Source organism: Mucilaginibacter sp. P2_D11 (assembly GCF_056404435.1).
This window is the reverse complement of the sequence record NZ_JBFUEA010000016.1, coordinates 69,216-84,803: the sequence shown is the minus strand read 5'-3', so window position 1 is coordinate 84,803 and position 15,588 is coordinate 69,216. Positions and strand designations below refer to the sequence as shown.

Genomic DNA, 15,588 nt, shown 5'->3' with positions numbered 1-15,588 from the left:
GGCCAAAAGTAAATGTTTATGAATTAATTGCACCTATCCGTTTTAGTGTTTTACGGTTTTCTCGTTTATGGATAAACCTGTAAACTATGGCATAAATAAGCGGTAATATGAGCAGGGTAAGTATGGTGGAGGTTATTAAGCCGCCGATAACTACCACTGCCAGTGGCTTCTGCGTTTCGGATCCGATACCGGTTGATAAGGCAGCAGGCATCAAGCCTATCGCAGCCATCAAGGCCGTCATCACCACGGGGCGGATGCGGGATAGTACGCCCGTCATGATGGCTTCGTCCAAATGTTTACCTTCTTCGAGATTTTTACGGAAGACCGAGATAAGGATAACCCCGTTTTGGATACATACCCCAAACAAGGCTATAAAACCAATCCCTGCAGATATACTGAAGTTGATGCCCGTAATATGCAGCGCCAATATACCCCCAATTAAGGCGAACGGTACGTTGAAGATAACCAACGTCGCATCTTTGGCGTTGCCGAACATGATATACAATATCAGGAAGATAACCAGCAAGCAGATAGGCACCACGTGCGATAAGGTGTTTGATGCACGTATCTGGTTTTCGAATTCGCCGTTCCAGGTGAAAGCGTAGCCACGGTCAAGCTTTACCTTTGCGTTTACCTTTTGCTGTGCTTCGGCAATAGTGCTGCCCAAATCGCGGCCGCGTACCGAGAATTTTACCGCAATGTAACGGGTGTTATTATCCCTAAAGATGAACGCCGGACCGGTAAGCTCTTTGATGGTAGATATTTCTTTGATAGATATCTTAGAACCGTTGAGCGTTGGCACCATCAGGTTTTCTATTTTATCGCGGGTATCGCGGTATTGCTTCTCGTACCGGATACGGATATCGAACTTGCGTTCACCTTCGTATAACTGGGTTGCTGCTTTACCGCCAATGGCCATTTCTATTACCGAGTTGGCATCGGCAGTGGCAACGCCGTACAGGGCCATCTTACGCTGGTCCAGCTCTATCCTAAACTCGGGTTGGCCCAGATTGCGCAGTACACCAAGGTCATCCACACCTTTCACGGTTTTTAAAACGTCCATCACTTTATCAGCCTTTTTATCCAGTACGTCAAAGTCGGTACCGAATATTTTTACGGCCATGCTGGCATTTACCCCGGCTACGGCTTCGTCTACGTTATCGCGTATGGGCTGCGAGTAGTTGTAAACAATGCCCGGTAGTTTACGCAATTGCGTGTCCATTTGGTCTATCAGTTCTTCTTCAGTAAGCCCGCTAGGCCAGGTTTTTTTGTTTTTAAGGTCAACCTGTATCTGTACGTCGAAGAATCCTTTGGGGTCGGTCCCGTCGTTAGTACGGCCCACCTGTGCCAGGGTTTGTTTCACCTCGGGGAACTTCTCCAGTATCTGCATCATTTTTTGGTTGATGCTTTCTGCCTGGTTTAAGGAAACGCTCATGGGCAATTCAGCCTCAACCCATAGTGCGCCTTCATTCAGGTCGGGTAGGAACTCGGTGCCTAAGAATTTGGCGGAGAAGAAAGTCAACGCCATAAAAACAAGGGCAATGATGATGCTGAGCTTTTGATTTTTGTAAGTGAAATTAAACATCCGCATGATACTTTTCTCAAAAAAGATAACCACCGGGTTGTGTTTTTCTTTGACGTTTTTCCGCAGCAGAATGCTGGATAAAGCAGGCACAAGCGTAAGGGTAAACAACAACGCACCCAGCAAAGCAAAGCCTAAAGTGTACGCCAGCGGAGAAAACATTTTACCCTCTACCTTTTGAAATGCAAAGATTGGCACCAAACAAGTAATAATGATCAGTTTGGAGAAGAAGATAGCTTTCCCCATTTCGGCGCCCACGTTCTTAAACAGGCCCAGTTTAGCCAGGCCATTGAACTTTTGCATCCCAACTTCTTTTGCCTTATGGTCCAGCGCCACGAAGATACCCTCTACCATCACCACCGCGCCATCTATAATGATGCCGAAATCTACCGCCCCCATCGATAGCAGGTTAGCTGTCATCCCTTTTATGCGCATGCATATAAAGGCAAACAGCAGAGCCAGCGGGATAATGATAGCTACTGTAAGTGTGGTGCGCCAATCTGCCATGAACAGGAACACGATAACGGTTACCAGTATAATACCCTCGCAAAGGTTGTGTATCACCGTTTCGGTACAAAAATCCATCAGGTTTGTACGGTCGTAGAACGTATCGATCTTAACGCCCCTTGGGAGTATGTTATCGTTCAGGTCGGTAACTTTTGCGCGTATCTTATCCAGCACTGCGGCCGGGTTTTCGCCCTTGCGCATTACGATGATGCCTTCTATCACGTCTTTTTGCCTGTCGCGGCTCACCTGGCCTAAGCGGGGTAGGCCGCCTTCTTTTACGTCGGCAACACTGCTTACCAATATGGGTACATTGTTTACGTTTTTGATGATGATGCTTTGTATCTCGCTGATGTTGTTGATAAGGCCGATGCCCCGCACCACGAAGGCCTGGTCGTTCTTCTCTATCACATCGCCGCCTACGTTGATGTTGCTGCGGTTTATGGCCGTGAAAACATCCAGCGAGGTTAAACCGTATTTTTGCAGCAGCGAGGGGTTAACGCTCACTTCGTAAGTTTTTTCCTCGCCACCAAAGCTGTTTACATCGGCTACGCCTTCTATCGATTTAAACTGTTTATCAAGTATCCAATCCTGTATGGCGGTTAAATCATGTATTGATTTTGTTTTGCTTTTAAGCGTGTAGCGGTAAATTTCGCCGGTGGGGCCGTATGGTGGCTCCACTTCGGGTTTTACGCCATCGGGCAGGTCGGCATTGCCCAGGCGGCTAAGCACCTGCTGGCGGGCAAATGCATCGTCTACATCATCATCAAAAATAATGCGGACGTATGATAGGCCGAAAGAAGATGTAGTGCGCAGGTTTGCCTTTTTTTGCACCGAGTTCAGCACTGTTTCCATGGGGATGGTGATCATTTTCTCCACCTCTTCGGCGCTGCGGCCGGGCCATTGGGCAATAATGATGATTTGGGTGTTAGTAACATCCGGGAAGGTTTCTATTGGGGTATTAACGTAACTCCATACCCCGAGCACGGCCAGCACAGCGGTAAGGAAGAATACCATCCCCCGATGCCTCAGCGAGAAGTATATTATATTTTTAATGAGCTTGTTCATATATTTTTATGTGATGATAGCGCCTGTAGAGGCACTGTTGACAACCATTGTTTTTTGGGCTTTAGCGGCTTATTCTTCGGTAAGTGCGTTATACAGCAACAACTGCCCTTGTGAAATCACCTTGTCGCCGGGCTTAAGCCCGTTAGAGATGTAGGTAATATTATCTACCGTTTTGATTACGCTAACCTCTTGCACGCGCATATTGCATTTGCCGTTGTACACCACCACAAAGTTTTTGCTGTCATCGAATATCACTGCCGATGCGGGTATAGCTACCGAACTTGAAGCCTCCTTATTGGTTATCAATACGTTGGTAAACATCTCGGGCTTAAGCAGCATATCGTTGTTACTTAGGGCTATGCGCACTTTCATTACCTTATTATCTGGGTCCAGCACCGTGCTTACTTCGTCTACATTGCCGGTGAACACCTTATTGGGGTAGGCCAGGGTAGTGATGTGCGCATCGTAGCCTTTCTTTACTTTAGCTATGTCGGTTTCGAATACGTTGGCCCATATCCAAACATCTTTCATGTTTGATATGGTAAACAGGCTGCTGCTGTTATCGGGGCGGATGAAGTTGCCTGCGCTGATGTTTTTCTCCACGATGAAGCCATCGGCAGGCGCTTTGATGATGAGCGTACCGCTGGCATTAGTATTGCCGCCGCCATTGATGGCTATTTGCTGCTGTACCTTGCTGTTAGCGGCCAGGGCCTTAGCGTAGTTTTCTTTTGCCTCAACATAGTCGCGTTCGCTGGAAATGCCGTTTTTGTACAGGTATTCTGCCTGCTCCATCTGGCGTTTGCTTATGGCGAGGTCGGCTTTGGTGGAGCTGAGGTCAGTATAGTTGCCCGCCACGTCGGCGCTGCGCAGTACGGCCAGGGTTTGGCCCTTGCTTACCTTATCGCCCAGGGAAACCTTTACTTCGGTTACCTGCCCGCTGGTAAAGGGGAACACCTTCACTACCTTGTTCTCGTCGAACGATACCTCGCCGGTAAGTGCCAGCTCGTCTTCCATCGGCGTGGTTTTGGCGGTATCTATTTTTATTATTTTGGCCATGGAATCGCTTACGCAAACCTGTTCCACTGCCATCGTCCCGGTTTTCTTTTCCTGGCAGGATGCAAGTGCTATGGATGCTGCCGCTATATATATTAATCCCTTTTTCATGTTATTGCTGTATATGCTGTGTTTTTTGTTCTGTGTGTTATAAAGGCGTAACTACGGTGGTGCCCACGGCGTAGTTAAGGTCGGCAATGGCCTTTTGTAGGTTAAGCTGCTGTTGTAATATCTTTAATTTGGTTTCGCGGTACGAGTCGAAGAAATCGATGAACTCCTGCAAACCCACCTGTTTTTCGCGGAAGCTTTTGAGCATGCTGGCGTAAAGCTGGTCGTACTTGCTGTAAAAATCGGTTTCGTTATTGCCCAGCAGTTGCTGGCTAAGTTTGTACTGGTTTACTGCCGAATACACCTCGTTCTTTAGCTGCAGTTCGTTGCTTTGCACGGTAAATCCCTGGCTTTGCGCGCTTAACTTAGCACTTTTGATATTGCCCTGGTTGCGGTTGAAGAAGGGTAGGGGCAGGCTAATTTCCAGGCCCACGTAGTTGCTGGCATAGCTACTATGTTGATCGTATGTACTACCGATGGTGATATCGGGTACGGCCATTGCTTTTTGCAGGGCCAGGTTGTGGTTGCTTTGGTCAAGCAGGTATTTGCTGGCCAGGTAATCGCCGCGGTTGGCTTTGGCTTGCTCGGCAAGGGTAGCAGCGTTCAAAGTAGTATCGCTATTGTTGAAAGTGATTTGCGGCGCAATAAACTGGTTTTCGTTGGCCGTGAGCAGTGTTTTTAGCTCGCTTTGCAAATCGTTTATCTGGCGGTCTATCTCTACGAGGTCGTTTTGCAAGCCAAAATTCAAGGCCTTTAAACGGATGACATCCTTAAGCGAGTTGTTGCCTGCCTGGTACGATTTTTCGGTGGCGTTTACCATCGCAGTAGCAGAAGCTATCTCGGTTTGGTACACCTTGCGCTGCTCTATCAGGCCGGCCACCTGCGAAAAATCTAACAGCAGGTTGTAATGCAGGTTGCGTAGCAGATCGTTAAACTGTGCTTGCTGTATCTGCACGCCATCCTGCGCTATCTGTATCTGCTTGCCGCGCTTGCCTGCTGTTTTTATCAACTGGCTTAACTGCACCAAAACCTGGCCCTGCCCGTTGCTGTGGGCAAAGTATTTATGGCCCGCATCGGTGATGTTTTGGTCGGTGCTTAATACGGGGTTGTCCCAAAGTTTTGCCTGCTTAACCAATGCCTGGGCGGCATCTACATTGTATTTTTGAGCAAGCAGGCTTAGGTTTTTGTCTAAAAAGGCCTTTTCGGCATCTTTAAAGGTGATTTTGAGCGTGTCTGTTTGTGCTTTTACGCCCTGGCCCGCCACAATGAGCAGGGCCAACAGGAGGGCGGTTCGGAAATAGCTGCGTATCATGAGTTCAATAGAATTTGATGATACAAACCTATTTCACTCAAATTAGAGGCGCATTAAAACCAAATTAGATTAGCATTAGAATTGCAGCAAGCGCTTGCTACTTTAAAAACTCGACGATAAAGGTGCTGCCGCTACCCAGTTCCGACTGTATCCTTATCGTACCCTTGAATAGTTCGACAATCTTACTGGTGATGTACAAGCCTATACCGCTGCCTGATATGCTTTTATCTTTGTTTACCCTATAAAAGGGCAGGAAGATTTTTTCGGCATCTTCTACGCTGATTCCCTGCCCTTTATCGACAATGGCAATCCTGATACGCCCCACGTCTGCCCTGAAGCTTAAAGTGACCGGGTTGCCGTCCGAATATTTGAATGCGTTATCGATAATGTTGTTCAGCGCGATGTACAGCATAGATTTATGGGCAGGAAGGGTGAGCAGTTCTTCATCCTCGGGCAAAGTACCTAACTCTATCCTGAGCATGCCCGGGCCTTTTTTGGTGGCCCAATATTCTTCCAATTCCCATATCAATTCGTCGGCACGCACGGGGGTGAGCGCGGCGCGGGTGTAGTTGAGGTCTACCTGTGCCAGTTCCATCAGGCTGGTAATGGTTTCCTGCAGGCGGCCGCCATCGTTGGCTATTGAGCGCAGCACCCGTTCATATTCAACGATGTTGCGTTTTTTGGTAAGAGCTACATCCACTTCGCCCATGATGCTGGTAAGCGGGGTACGCAATTCGTGCGAGGCATTGGCTACAAAGGTTTGCTGCAGTTCGAAGGCGTTCTGCAGATGCTCCAGCAGACGATTAAAGTTGTTTACCAGTTCGGCAATCTCGTCGCGGCTGTTTACCTTATCTACACGTAAATGAAGGTTGCTGGCTTGTATATTGTTTATCTGGGCTATTATTTTATCCACCGGCGATAGTGCCCGTTGGGCAAATACCCGGCCGGCAAAAAATAAGCATGTACCGAAAATAAGAAACAGCACGCCCGTAATTTTTGCTAACACCCAAGTGCGGTGCTCCAGGTTGGCATCAACTGCCGATACCAGGATAACGAAATTACCTTGATTGTCTTTATAATACTCGCCTACTACCTTTCTTCGTCCCTCTTCGTATTGTATGCTTCCATCGCGGCGCACCTGATCAATAATGTCTTTGGTCCAATACACATTGTTTTTGGTGTTGAATGCCGATAGGTTGTAATCATCATAAATGCGGATGACCTCGTCGGGCAGTTTTTCCAGGTATTTTTGCTGCACCCGCACCAGCGAATCGGTGGCCAGCTCATCGGCTTTTAGGTAGAATTGCGAGGCCAGCTTGGCGCGTTCGCGCAGCCTGTTGTAAAAATCGGCATTGAAGAAAGAGAAAACCGCCACGTACACGGCAATCAGCACCAGCAGCAAGGCACCGGAGCTAATAAGCGTGAAGTATAAGGAAAGGCGTGTTTTTATCTTCATGGTGTGCCTTAATCTTTCAGTATATAGCCCATGCCTATAACGGTATGGATAAGTTTTTTATCGAAACCCTTCTGTATTTTATTGCGCAGATAATTTACGTACACATCAACCATATTAGTGCCCGTATCAAAGCTGATGCCCCATACTTTCTCCATAATAAACTCGCGGGATAGCAGCTTGGCCGGGTGCTGGATGAAAAGTTCAAGTAAGCTGTATTCTTTGGCCGTAAGGATAATCTGTTGCCCCTCGCGCTCTGCGGTTTTGGTCCAGGTGTTTAGTTTGAGGCCGCCGAAACTAAGGATATGCTCTTCTTCGTCGGCAACTTTTTTGCGGCGCAGCAAGGCCTCTATGCGCGCAAGCAGCTCGTTGAAATGGAAAGGTTTGAGCAGGTAATCGTCCGCGCCCGATTTCAGGCCATTCACCTTATCGTCGATTGTGCCGAGGGCGCTTAGCATCAGTATGGGTATTAGGGGCCGGGTTTTGCGTATCTGCCGGCATAGTTCAATACCGCTCATGCCGGGCAGCATAATATCCAATATAAGCAGGTTGTAGTTCTTTTGCAGCAGCATTTCCAGGGCTGCCTCGCCGGTGGCGGTAACGTCTACATGGTATTTATGCTCGTTGAGCCCCTTTTTTATAAACGACGACACCTTCTCGTTATCCTCAACCAGGCAAATAGTATCCATAAAGGCAATATATTTTAAACGGCCTAATTTAGTTGTATTTAGCTTTCTATACAGGATACAACGATAATTAATTGAGCTGGGAGAGGCTTGTCGGGCTGAGTCGTCCCTCTATGAAGCAAAATCGGTGTTTTAACGCTTATTATTTTTTGAAATCCTTTGTAACGGATTTGTGATACAACAAGTCTACAGCAACTGAACGGCCATTCGAATAATATTAAATAATAATTAAAAAACGCGTTTGTGTTTTAAAATTTCCTTATAAATAGCTACTTTACAATGTTTTATGTATTTAGTTATTGATAAAAATTAAGTAAAAGTAAAATGAAAGTACACCTACCTGTAAAATCACTAATTCTGGCATTGGCATTTGTAGCAAGTGCAGCTGTATGCTGGGAACTATATCTAAGAAGCAATGGCATCGCGCCCGATTTTGACGACAGCCCCGAACTATGGTCAAACGCCCGCGATATGGTTTACGAACCATCTGATAAAGCCACTGTTTTCATCGGCTCATCGCGCATTAAATACGATCTGGATATTCCAACCTGGGAAACCGCTACCAAAACCCATGCCGTGCAATTGGCCATGGTGGGCTCATCGCCGCGCACCATACTGGCCAACCTTGCCAACGACTCTAACTTTAAAGGTCGCCTGGTTGTAGACGTGACCGAAATCTTGTTTTTCAATAATGCGCCTTATGTGCTCGAATCCCCCGAGGCCGGCATCAGTTTTTACCAAAAACGCACGCCTGCCCAAAAGGCAAGTTTTGCCATCAGCAAATACGCTGAGGCTAACCTGGCCATGTTCAACCAGGATTTTTTCTCGTTGAATGGCTTGCTTAACCACGCCGGGGTGCCCGACCGGATGGGTGTTTACGCGGGGCCCGATTTTCCGGTTGGTTTCGGTTCTACCTGCTATAACAGGCAAACCAAAATGACGCCTGATTTTTTGGCCGATACTAACCGAATAAACCAGGTGCGTGGCATTTGGGGCATGCTGGCGAAAAAGCCCGGCCCGCCGCCAATCAGCGGTAAAGAACTGGATGCTTTTTTGGCCGCGCTAAAAGCCGATGTAGATAAAATAAAAGCACGCGGCGGCGATGTGGTTTTTACGCGCACACCATCAAGCGGCCCGTTTTTTATGGGCGAAAGCATGGGCTACCCCCGCGAAAAGTATTACGATCGCATACTGACCACCACCGGCTGCAAAGGCATTTACTTTAAAGATTATCCGGCAATGGCTAACCTGGTTTGTCCCGAGTTTTCGCACCTGACACCCCAGGATGCTGTTTTATACACCAATGGCCTCATAGCCGCCCTTAAACAGCAAACCGACTGGAAGTTATAATCGTTCAATAAGTTTTTTCAACATCTACACCTATCTCATCATGGTATTCAATTCATATACATTCGTAGTATTTTTTGCAGCAATGCTGCTACTACATAACCTTCCGCTATCGTGGAAGGTAAAAAAAATAAACCTGCTTTTGGCGAGCTATATATTTTACGCTGCCTGGAATCCACCTTTTATCCTGTTGCTATGGCTTAGCACCGTGGTGGATTTTTTTGTGGGCCGTGCACTTTACACGCAGCAAAATATAATGAAACGCAGGGCACTGCTGGTGATAAGCCTCATAGGCAACCTGGGCATGCTGTGCTTCTTTAAATACGGCAACTTCTTTTTAGAGAATTTTGTGGCCCTCAGCAACGCGCTCGGCTTTGATTATCACCCGGCGCAGCCTAACATTATATTGCCTGCAGGTATATCGTTCTACACCTTTACCACGCTGTGCTATACCGTGGATATGTACAAACGTCACAGCAAGCCGGTAAAATCCCTGCTCGATTTTTCGTTGTTCGTAACCTTCTTCCCGCATTTGGTTGCCGGGCCCATTGTGCGCCCCGAGCAGTTAGTGCCACAATTTGAGAGCGAACGCAAAACCATCAAGCAGAACTTAATCGATGGCCTGCTGCTGTTAACCCTGGGGATTTTCATGAAAGTTACCCTGGCCGATAATATGTTGGCCGCCACTGCCGATGCCGTTTTTGGCGCGCATGCACCACTTACCTCGCTGGATGCCTGGGCCGGCGTGCTGGCATTCTCTGGGCAGATATTTTTTGATTTTGCCGGCTACTCTACCGCTGCCATCGGCGTGGCCATGTGCCTGGGCTTTGTATTGCCGCAGAATTTCTCGTACCCGTACGCTGCCATAGGTTTTTCTGATTTTTGGCGCAGGTGGCACATCACGCTGTCGAGCTGGCTGCGCGATTACCTGTACATCCCGCTGGGCGGCAACCGAAAAGGTAAATTCCGCACCTATATCAACCTCATGATAACCATGCTTATAGGCGGCCTATGGCATGGCGCAAACTGGACTTTTGTGGTATGGGGTGGATTGCACGGTCTGTACCTCTGGGTAGAAAAAGCTTTTGAAGACAACAAACGCAAGGCTACAAATCAGCAGTCTGCCGAGGCTGTGGTAGTAACGGCATCTATCCTTCCAGGCGTTAAGATAAAAGAGAATTTTTTAAAGGCCCTGCTTACCTTTTTCCTGATATGCATTACCTGGGTGTTCTTCCGCTCTGCCACCTTTGGCGGTGCATGGGGACTGCTCAATGCTATGTTTGCGCCAAAAGCGGGCCTTACACCGCTGCTCACTAGCATAGCCATCATTAAAGTAGCAGTATTAATCACACTGATGCTGGTAGTGCAATGGACCATGCGCAAAAACAGCGTATTAAAAACCGCAGCTAAAATGCCCTGGTGGGGCGTGGCGATGGTTTGGGGCTTTATGCTGGTGATGATTGTCCTCAGCCAGGAATCGGGCAAATCGTTTATCTATTTTCAGTTTTAATATTTTTTTTGACACCTAAAAATCCGCTCCAGCGCACCAGCAAGGGCGGATTTTTTATGGGCTGTTTGTAATAACATAACCGGGTTTGTGTTCATCTGGACATTTGAAATTTGCACATCTGCACATCAAATCATCGGTTTAGTAATTGCGATATAATCATACTTACCGGCCCTAGCTATCCCTGCAAAAATATTGAGGAAAACCCCGTTGCTTTGTTATTTTTGCCGCATTGATTATTCCCTGTATTTAATATTTTAACCTTTCACATGAAGTTTGCCCCTAAACCCCTTTTTACGGCCTTGTTGCTGTCGCTTGTCTTTTGTTCCTGCTCCGTTGTAAAACCACCGGCACCTGTAAATCTCGCGGCCGAAGATATCCCTAAACTTATACAGCCCGTATCGAATATAGAGGTTCCCGTTAGTGTAGACCTGAAAAGCTATTTTGTGCAGGCCGAAAATTCTGTACCGGTTAAGTACACCGATAATCAGCAGCCTTGCGAGGGTTTGCGATACGCTTATACCTTTACACGTAGCCCCTTTAATATTACGGGCAGCAGCAATGTTGTCAATTTAAAATTCGTGGGCAGCTATGGTATCAATGCATCCTACTGTGCCAAATGCGGTAGTTTGTTTGGCGGCGACACAAAGTGCATGGTGCCCACGCTATCTGCGCAATGCGGATGGGGTACCGAACCTCCACGAAAAATGGAGATATCTTACCAATCAACCTTCAGTATCTCGCCCGATTTTCATTTGAGTTCTAAAACGGTGTTGTATCCTGCCCCGAAACCGTTGGACAGATGCAATATTCTGATGGGTAATATCGATGTAACCGACAGGCTGATACAGTATGTAAGCGGCCCCTTAAACGACCTTGGCAAACAGGTTGATGCGAAAATTGCGGCCTATAACATCAGGCCAATGGTTGAACAGATATGGAAGAATATGGCCTCGGAGGTAAAAATTGGTGATGTGGGGTATCTTTCTATCAACCCGCAAACGGTTAGGTTAAGCAAATTCAGCTTAAATGGCTCGGTGCTTAACTTCTCGGTCGGCTTGTCGGCAAAGCCCATCGTAACAACCGCAAGCGCAAACCTGCCGGCTAAGTCCTTGCCTAATTTAACCACCTATGCCCCGGCAAATGGTTTTAGCATTTACCTTGATCTGCTGGAGAATTACAATCACCTTACCGATGTGGTAAACAAGCAAATCGTTGGCCAAAGCGCACAGATAGCGGGTAAGGATTTTATTGTAGACAATACCAAAATATATGGCATTGGAAAGCAGATAGCCATGCAGGTTGATTTTAAAGGTTCGAACACCGGCACCATTTACCTGGTTGGTACGCCAACCTACAACGCCGCCACGCACGAACTGTCGTTCCCCGATCTTACCTTCGACCTGCAGACTAAAGCATGGATGCTTAAAGCCGCCAAGTGGATGTTCAACGGCAAAATAACCGATATGATACGCCAAAAGGCTGCTTATAATTTAAGCCAGTTTATTGCCGATAGCAAAACCAGGATACAAAGCGAAATTGCCGGCAACGCCAATAAAAATATCCGCCCTGAGGTTGCCATACGCGACATGGATATCATGGCCATTTATCCCACCAGTGAGAAGCTGATTATCCGCACCTTATCCAGCGGGCAGATGAAGGTTAAAGCAGTGATGTAAGCAGCTTTCCGAAGGAATCGAAAATAAAACACAAAAAGAAGAGGCCATCCGTTTAAGGGTGGCCTTTATTGTTTAAGCGACTGTGACGGATTTTTCACTCAATTTAGCCTATATACCAAGCCTATTTTTACAGGATTAGGCCGGTTTTTGGATAGAATGCCTGTTTGGTGTACCTAATTGAATAAATGGTGGATTAGTGTACCGCCTTTGTGCCCCTAATATTGCCCTCATAAAAACCAATTAAATTTATGAGGACAATTTACACAACTTTCATGTGTGTAATCTGGCTTTGCATCAGCGCGGCAACGGCACTGGCGCAGCAAAGGCAGGTTACCGGTGTAGTAACAGATCAGCAAGGGGGCACCCTGCCCGGCGTTAGCATCGCGGTTAAAGGCACAGCAACGGGGGTAGTATCAGATGCTAAAGGCGCATTCTCCATTGCCCTGCCCGCGCAACAAACCACACTTGTTTTTACATTCATCGGCATGCAAACCCGCGAGGTGCAGGTAGCCGCAGGGCAAACTAAAGTAGATGTATCGTTACAGGATGCTCCGCGCGACCTGAACGAGGTAGTGGTGGTGGGTTACGGTACTACCAAAAAGAGCGATGTTACCGGCGCGGTAGCCTCTATCAAAGGCAGCGACCTCAACCGTGTGCCATCAGCCAATGTTGACCAGCTATTGCAAGGTAAAATCCCAGGCGTGCAGGTAATTGCGCCTTCGGGCCAGCCGGGCGCGGGGGCAACTATCCGGGTGCGTGGCTATGGTTCGCGAAGCGATGCCAATGCGCTGGTGGTTATCGATGGTATCCCATTGGGCGATGCCGGCGGAATCAAGCAGGTAAACCCGGATGATATCGAATCTATCGAGGTATTGAAGGATGCATCATCCGCTGCCATCTATGGTTCGCGTGGTGCAAACGGCGTTATCCTGATTACTACCCGTCGTGGCAAAACCGGGCAGGCCCGCATCAGCCTGAGTGCGCTGACAACCGTATCTACCCTGGGCAACAAACTTGATTTGTTTACCGACCCGGTGGATGTAGCCAGCATCAACAACGAATCGCGCATCAATGGTGGCGAAACACCGCAATATGTTGGGCAGGTTATCGGCGGTACTTATTACCCCTCCGTTGCAGAACTACGTGGCATAGACCCTACTAAGCAGCCATGGCCATACAATACCAACTGGGTCGATCTGGTTTACCGTAATCCTATCTCGCAAAGCTATACGCTCTCTGCAGATGGCGGTACCGATAAAACCAAATATTCAGTATCGGGCAATTATTACAACGAGCAGGGGCTTGCTATCAAGAACGGTTACGAAAAATACATCGGCCGTGCCAACCTGGAGCAGAAGTTAAAATCAAATGTCACCCTGGGCGTAAACATAATAGCCACCTGGACCAAGAATTACGGGCAAGGCTTATCGGTAGACAGGAACATCATCTTCCCGGCCTACAATCCCGATGGAACTTACTTCCACATCGGCAGCAACGATTACAACAACCCGGTGCAAATTGCCAACGAGGTGCTTAACAAAAGCAAAACGTTAGATTTATTATCCTCGGCCTATATCAGCTGGGATATCCTGAAGGGCCTGAACTTCCGCACCCGCATCAGCAATGCGTTCGGCAATTCCATCAGCGATAATTATCAGCCGAGGGATGCAACAGGATCGGGCTACCAGTTCCAGGGATTGGGGACCATCAGCAATTATGATTCGAATCACCTCATTGTAGAGAATTTTTTAACCTACGACAGGGATTTCGGCAAAAATCACCACATCAATTTTGTGGCAGGTACTAGTTACGAAACCCAAACCGTGCGCACTTCAAGCATACAGGGCCAGGGTTTTGTAAATGATATTTTGAAGGACGAAAACCTCGCAGGCGCCACAACATACCTGGTAGGTAACAACTCCACCAAGTCGGTATTGGAATCTTACTATGGCAGGTTCAATTACACCTTCCTGAACCGCTACCTGTTTACCTTTACAGGCCGTACGGATGGTTCATCAAAATTCGGTGCGAATAACAAATACGCTTTCTTCCCAACCGGTGCCATAGCCTGGAAGGTGAACGAAGAGGCTTTCATGAAAAGCATCCCGCAGGTATCAGAATTGAAATTGCGCGCTAGCTATGGTATTGTGGGTAACCAGGGCATCTCGCCTTACCAATCTTTATCTCTGTTGGGTAGCTATAAATACTTTACTGATGGCGGTTTCCAAACAGGTTACGGTCCGCCTTTTTTCAATGATGGCTCTAACACCAATGGTAAAGTGTTCAACGGGCTCGGCAATAAGAGTTTGAAATGGGAAACCACCCGCCAGCTGGATATTGGTATAGATTTAGGCCTGTTCGACCAGCGCTTCACGCTGAACGCCGATTACTACTTTAAACACACAACCGACCTGTTAAGGCTTAATCAGATTGCGTTATCGTCAGGCTATAGCGTTATCCAGATAAACGATGGCGTTATCGATAACAAAGGTTTTGAGTTCGGCGTGAATGCCCAAATCCTGCAAGGCAAATTCGATTGGAGCGTTGGCGGGAATTTCAACCTCAACCGCAACAAGGTGCTCAACATTGGCGGTGGCAACTCCATCGAAGCTGCGCAGGGCGATATAGAAGCCATCCGCGCGCCGCTTAACTATTACATCAACGGTTACCCTGCGCAGGTGTTTGTGGGGTACTTGTTCGATGGCATCGTACAGCAAACCGGCGGTACATCTCCTGTTGATGGTACCGTGCAAAAAGCCGGTGACCTGAAATATATCGCAGGCGGTCCGCTGGCTGTTGGCCAAAACGGCAAATACATCATAGGCAACCCTAACCCCGATTTTACTTACAGCTTTAACACCAGCCTGAAGTATGCAAGGTTCGATTTGTCGACACAATTCTACGGCGTAAAAGGGAACGATATCTTTAACTTTTCCAAATTTACCCCAAGCGCACAGTTACAACGCTGGACGCCCGATAACCCAAGTAATATTTACCCGAGCGTAAACTCTACAAGGGTAAACTATGCATCGGATTGGTATATTGAAAGCGGGTCGTTCCTGCGCATTCAGAACGTGAATTTAGGTTATACGCTTAAGCCGCAAACCATCAAAGGTATCTCTAATCTGCGGGTGTATTTCTCGGGGAATAACCTATACACGTTTACCAAATTCAACCCAAGCTTCGATCCCGAGGTGCAGGAGAACGGGCAGTTTGGCGGCAATTACCGCAAACCACGCACTTACTCATTGGGCGTAAATGTTAGTTTCTAATTCATAAGAGCAAACAA

General features: G+C 47.5%; 9 protein-coding genes. 4 read left to right on the top strand and 5 right to left on the bottom strand.

The window, feature by feature from the left end; all coding sequences use genetic code 11:
• Window positions 1–16 precede the first annotated feature (16 nt).
• The 5 genes from AC1DXC_RS22400 to AC1DXC_RS22380 form a co-directional block, all read right to left on the bottom strand.
• Complete coding sequence (locus AC1DXC_RS22400) at window positions 17–3,154, bottom strand: efflux RND transporter permease subunit (protein WP_477461400.1); 3,138 nt, start codon at window positions 3,152–3,154, stop codon at window positions 17–19.
• A gap of 69 nt (window positions 3,155–3,223) precedes the next feature.
• A complete protein-coding gene (locus tag AC1DXC_RS22395; protein WP_477461399.1) occupies window positions 3,224–4,318 on the bottom strand; it encodes an efflux RND transporter periplasmic adaptor subunit in 1,095 nt (364 codons plus the stop codon).
• Between the two features lie 37 nt (window positions 4,319–4,355).
• A complete protein-coding gene (locus AC1DXC_RS22390; protein WP_477461398.1) occupies window positions 4,356–5,627 on the bottom strand; it encodes a TolC family protein in 1,272 nt (423 codons plus the stop codon).
• Between the two features lie 97 nt (window positions 5,628–5,724).
• Window positions 5,725–7,083 (bottom strand): HAMP domain-containing sensor histidine kinase, encoded by a 1,359-nt coding sequence (locus tag AC1DXC_RS22385; protein ID WP_477461397.1) that lies wholly within the window; start codon window positions 7,081–7,083, stop codon window positions 5,725–5,727.
• A gap of 8 nt (window positions 7,084–7,091) precedes the next feature.
• Window positions 7,092–7,769, bottom strand: a complete 678-nt coding sequence (locus AC1DXC_RS22380; protein ID WP_477461396.1) for a response regulator transcription factor — start codon at window positions 7,767–7,769, stop codon at window positions 7,092–7,094.
• 321 nt (window positions 7,770–8,090) lie between these two features.
• On the opposite strand from AC1DXC_RS22380, the gene AC1DXC_RS22375 reads away from it, so the two are divergent.
• The 4 genes from AC1DXC_RS22375 (at window position 8,091) to AC1DXC_RS22360 (ending at window position 15,571) form a co-directional block, all read left to right on the top strand.
• Window positions 8,091–9,116 carry a hypothetical protein gene (locus tag AC1DXC_RS22375; protein ID WP_477461395.1) on the top strand — a complete coding sequence of 342 codons (1,026 nt, stop codon included), beginning with the start codon at window positions 8,091–8,093 and terminating at the stop codon, window positions 9,114–9,116.
• Window positions 9,117–9,198: 82 nt separating this feature from the next.
• Window positions 9,199–10,623: an MBOAT family O-acyltransferase gene (locus AC1DXC_RS22370; RefSeq protein WP_477461394.1), complete on the top strand. Its 1,425-nt coding sequence runs from the start codon at window positions 9,199–9,201 to the stop codon at window positions 10,621–10,623.
• Window positions 10,624–10,889: 266 nt separating this feature from the next.
• Window positions 10,890–12,299, top strand: a complete 1,410-nt coding sequence (locus tag AC1DXC_RS22365) for a DUF4403 family protein (protein ID WP_477461393.1) — start codon at window positions 10,890–10,892, stop codon at window positions 12,297–12,299.
• Between the two features lie 248 nt (window positions 12,300–12,547).
• On the top strand, window positions 12,548–15,571 hold the full coding sequence (locus AC1DXC_RS22360; protein WP_477461392.1) for a SusC/RagA family TonB-linked outer membrane protein: 3,024 nt from the start codon (window positions 12,548–12,550) through the stop codon (window positions 15,569–15,571).
• Window positions 15,572–15,588 lie beyond the last annotated feature (17 nt).

Coding starts and splice junctions, on each gene's coding strand:
- AC1DXC_RS22400 (WP_477461400.1), bottom strand. CDS start 3,154: ATGAACAAGCTCATTAAAAATATAATATACTTCTCGCTGAGGCATCGG.
- AC1DXC_RS22395 (WP_477461399.1), bottom strand. CDS start 4,318: ATGAAAAAGGGATTAATATATATAGCGGCAGCATCCATAGCACTTGCA.
- AC1DXC_RS22390 (WP_477461398.1), bottom strand. CDS start 5,627: ATGATACGCAGCTATTTCCGAACCGCCCTCCTGTTGGCCCTGCTCATT.
- AC1DXC_RS22385 (WP_477461397.1), bottom strand. CDS start 7,083: ATGAAGATAAAAACACGCCTTTCCTTATACTTCACGCTTATTAGCTCC.
- AC1DXC_RS22380 (WP_477461396.1), bottom strand. CDS start 7,769: ATGGATACTATTTGCCTGGTTGAGGATAACGAGAAGGTGTCGTCGTTT.
- AC1DXC_RS22375 (WP_477461395.1), top strand. CDS start 8,091: ATGAAAGTACACCTACCTGTAAAATCACTAATTCTGGCATTGGCATTT.
- AC1DXC_RS22370 (WP_477461394.1), top strand. CDS start 9,199: ATGCTGCTACTACATAACCTTCCGCTATCGTGGAAGGTAAAAAAAATA.
- AC1DXC_RS22365 (WP_477461393.1), top strand. CDS start 10,890: ATGAAGTTTGCCCCTAAACCCCTTTTTACGGCCTTGTTGCTGTCGCTT.
- AC1DXC_RS22360 (WP_477461392.1), top strand. CDS start 12,548: ATGAGGACAATTTACACAACTTTCATGTGTGTAATCTGGCTTTGCATC.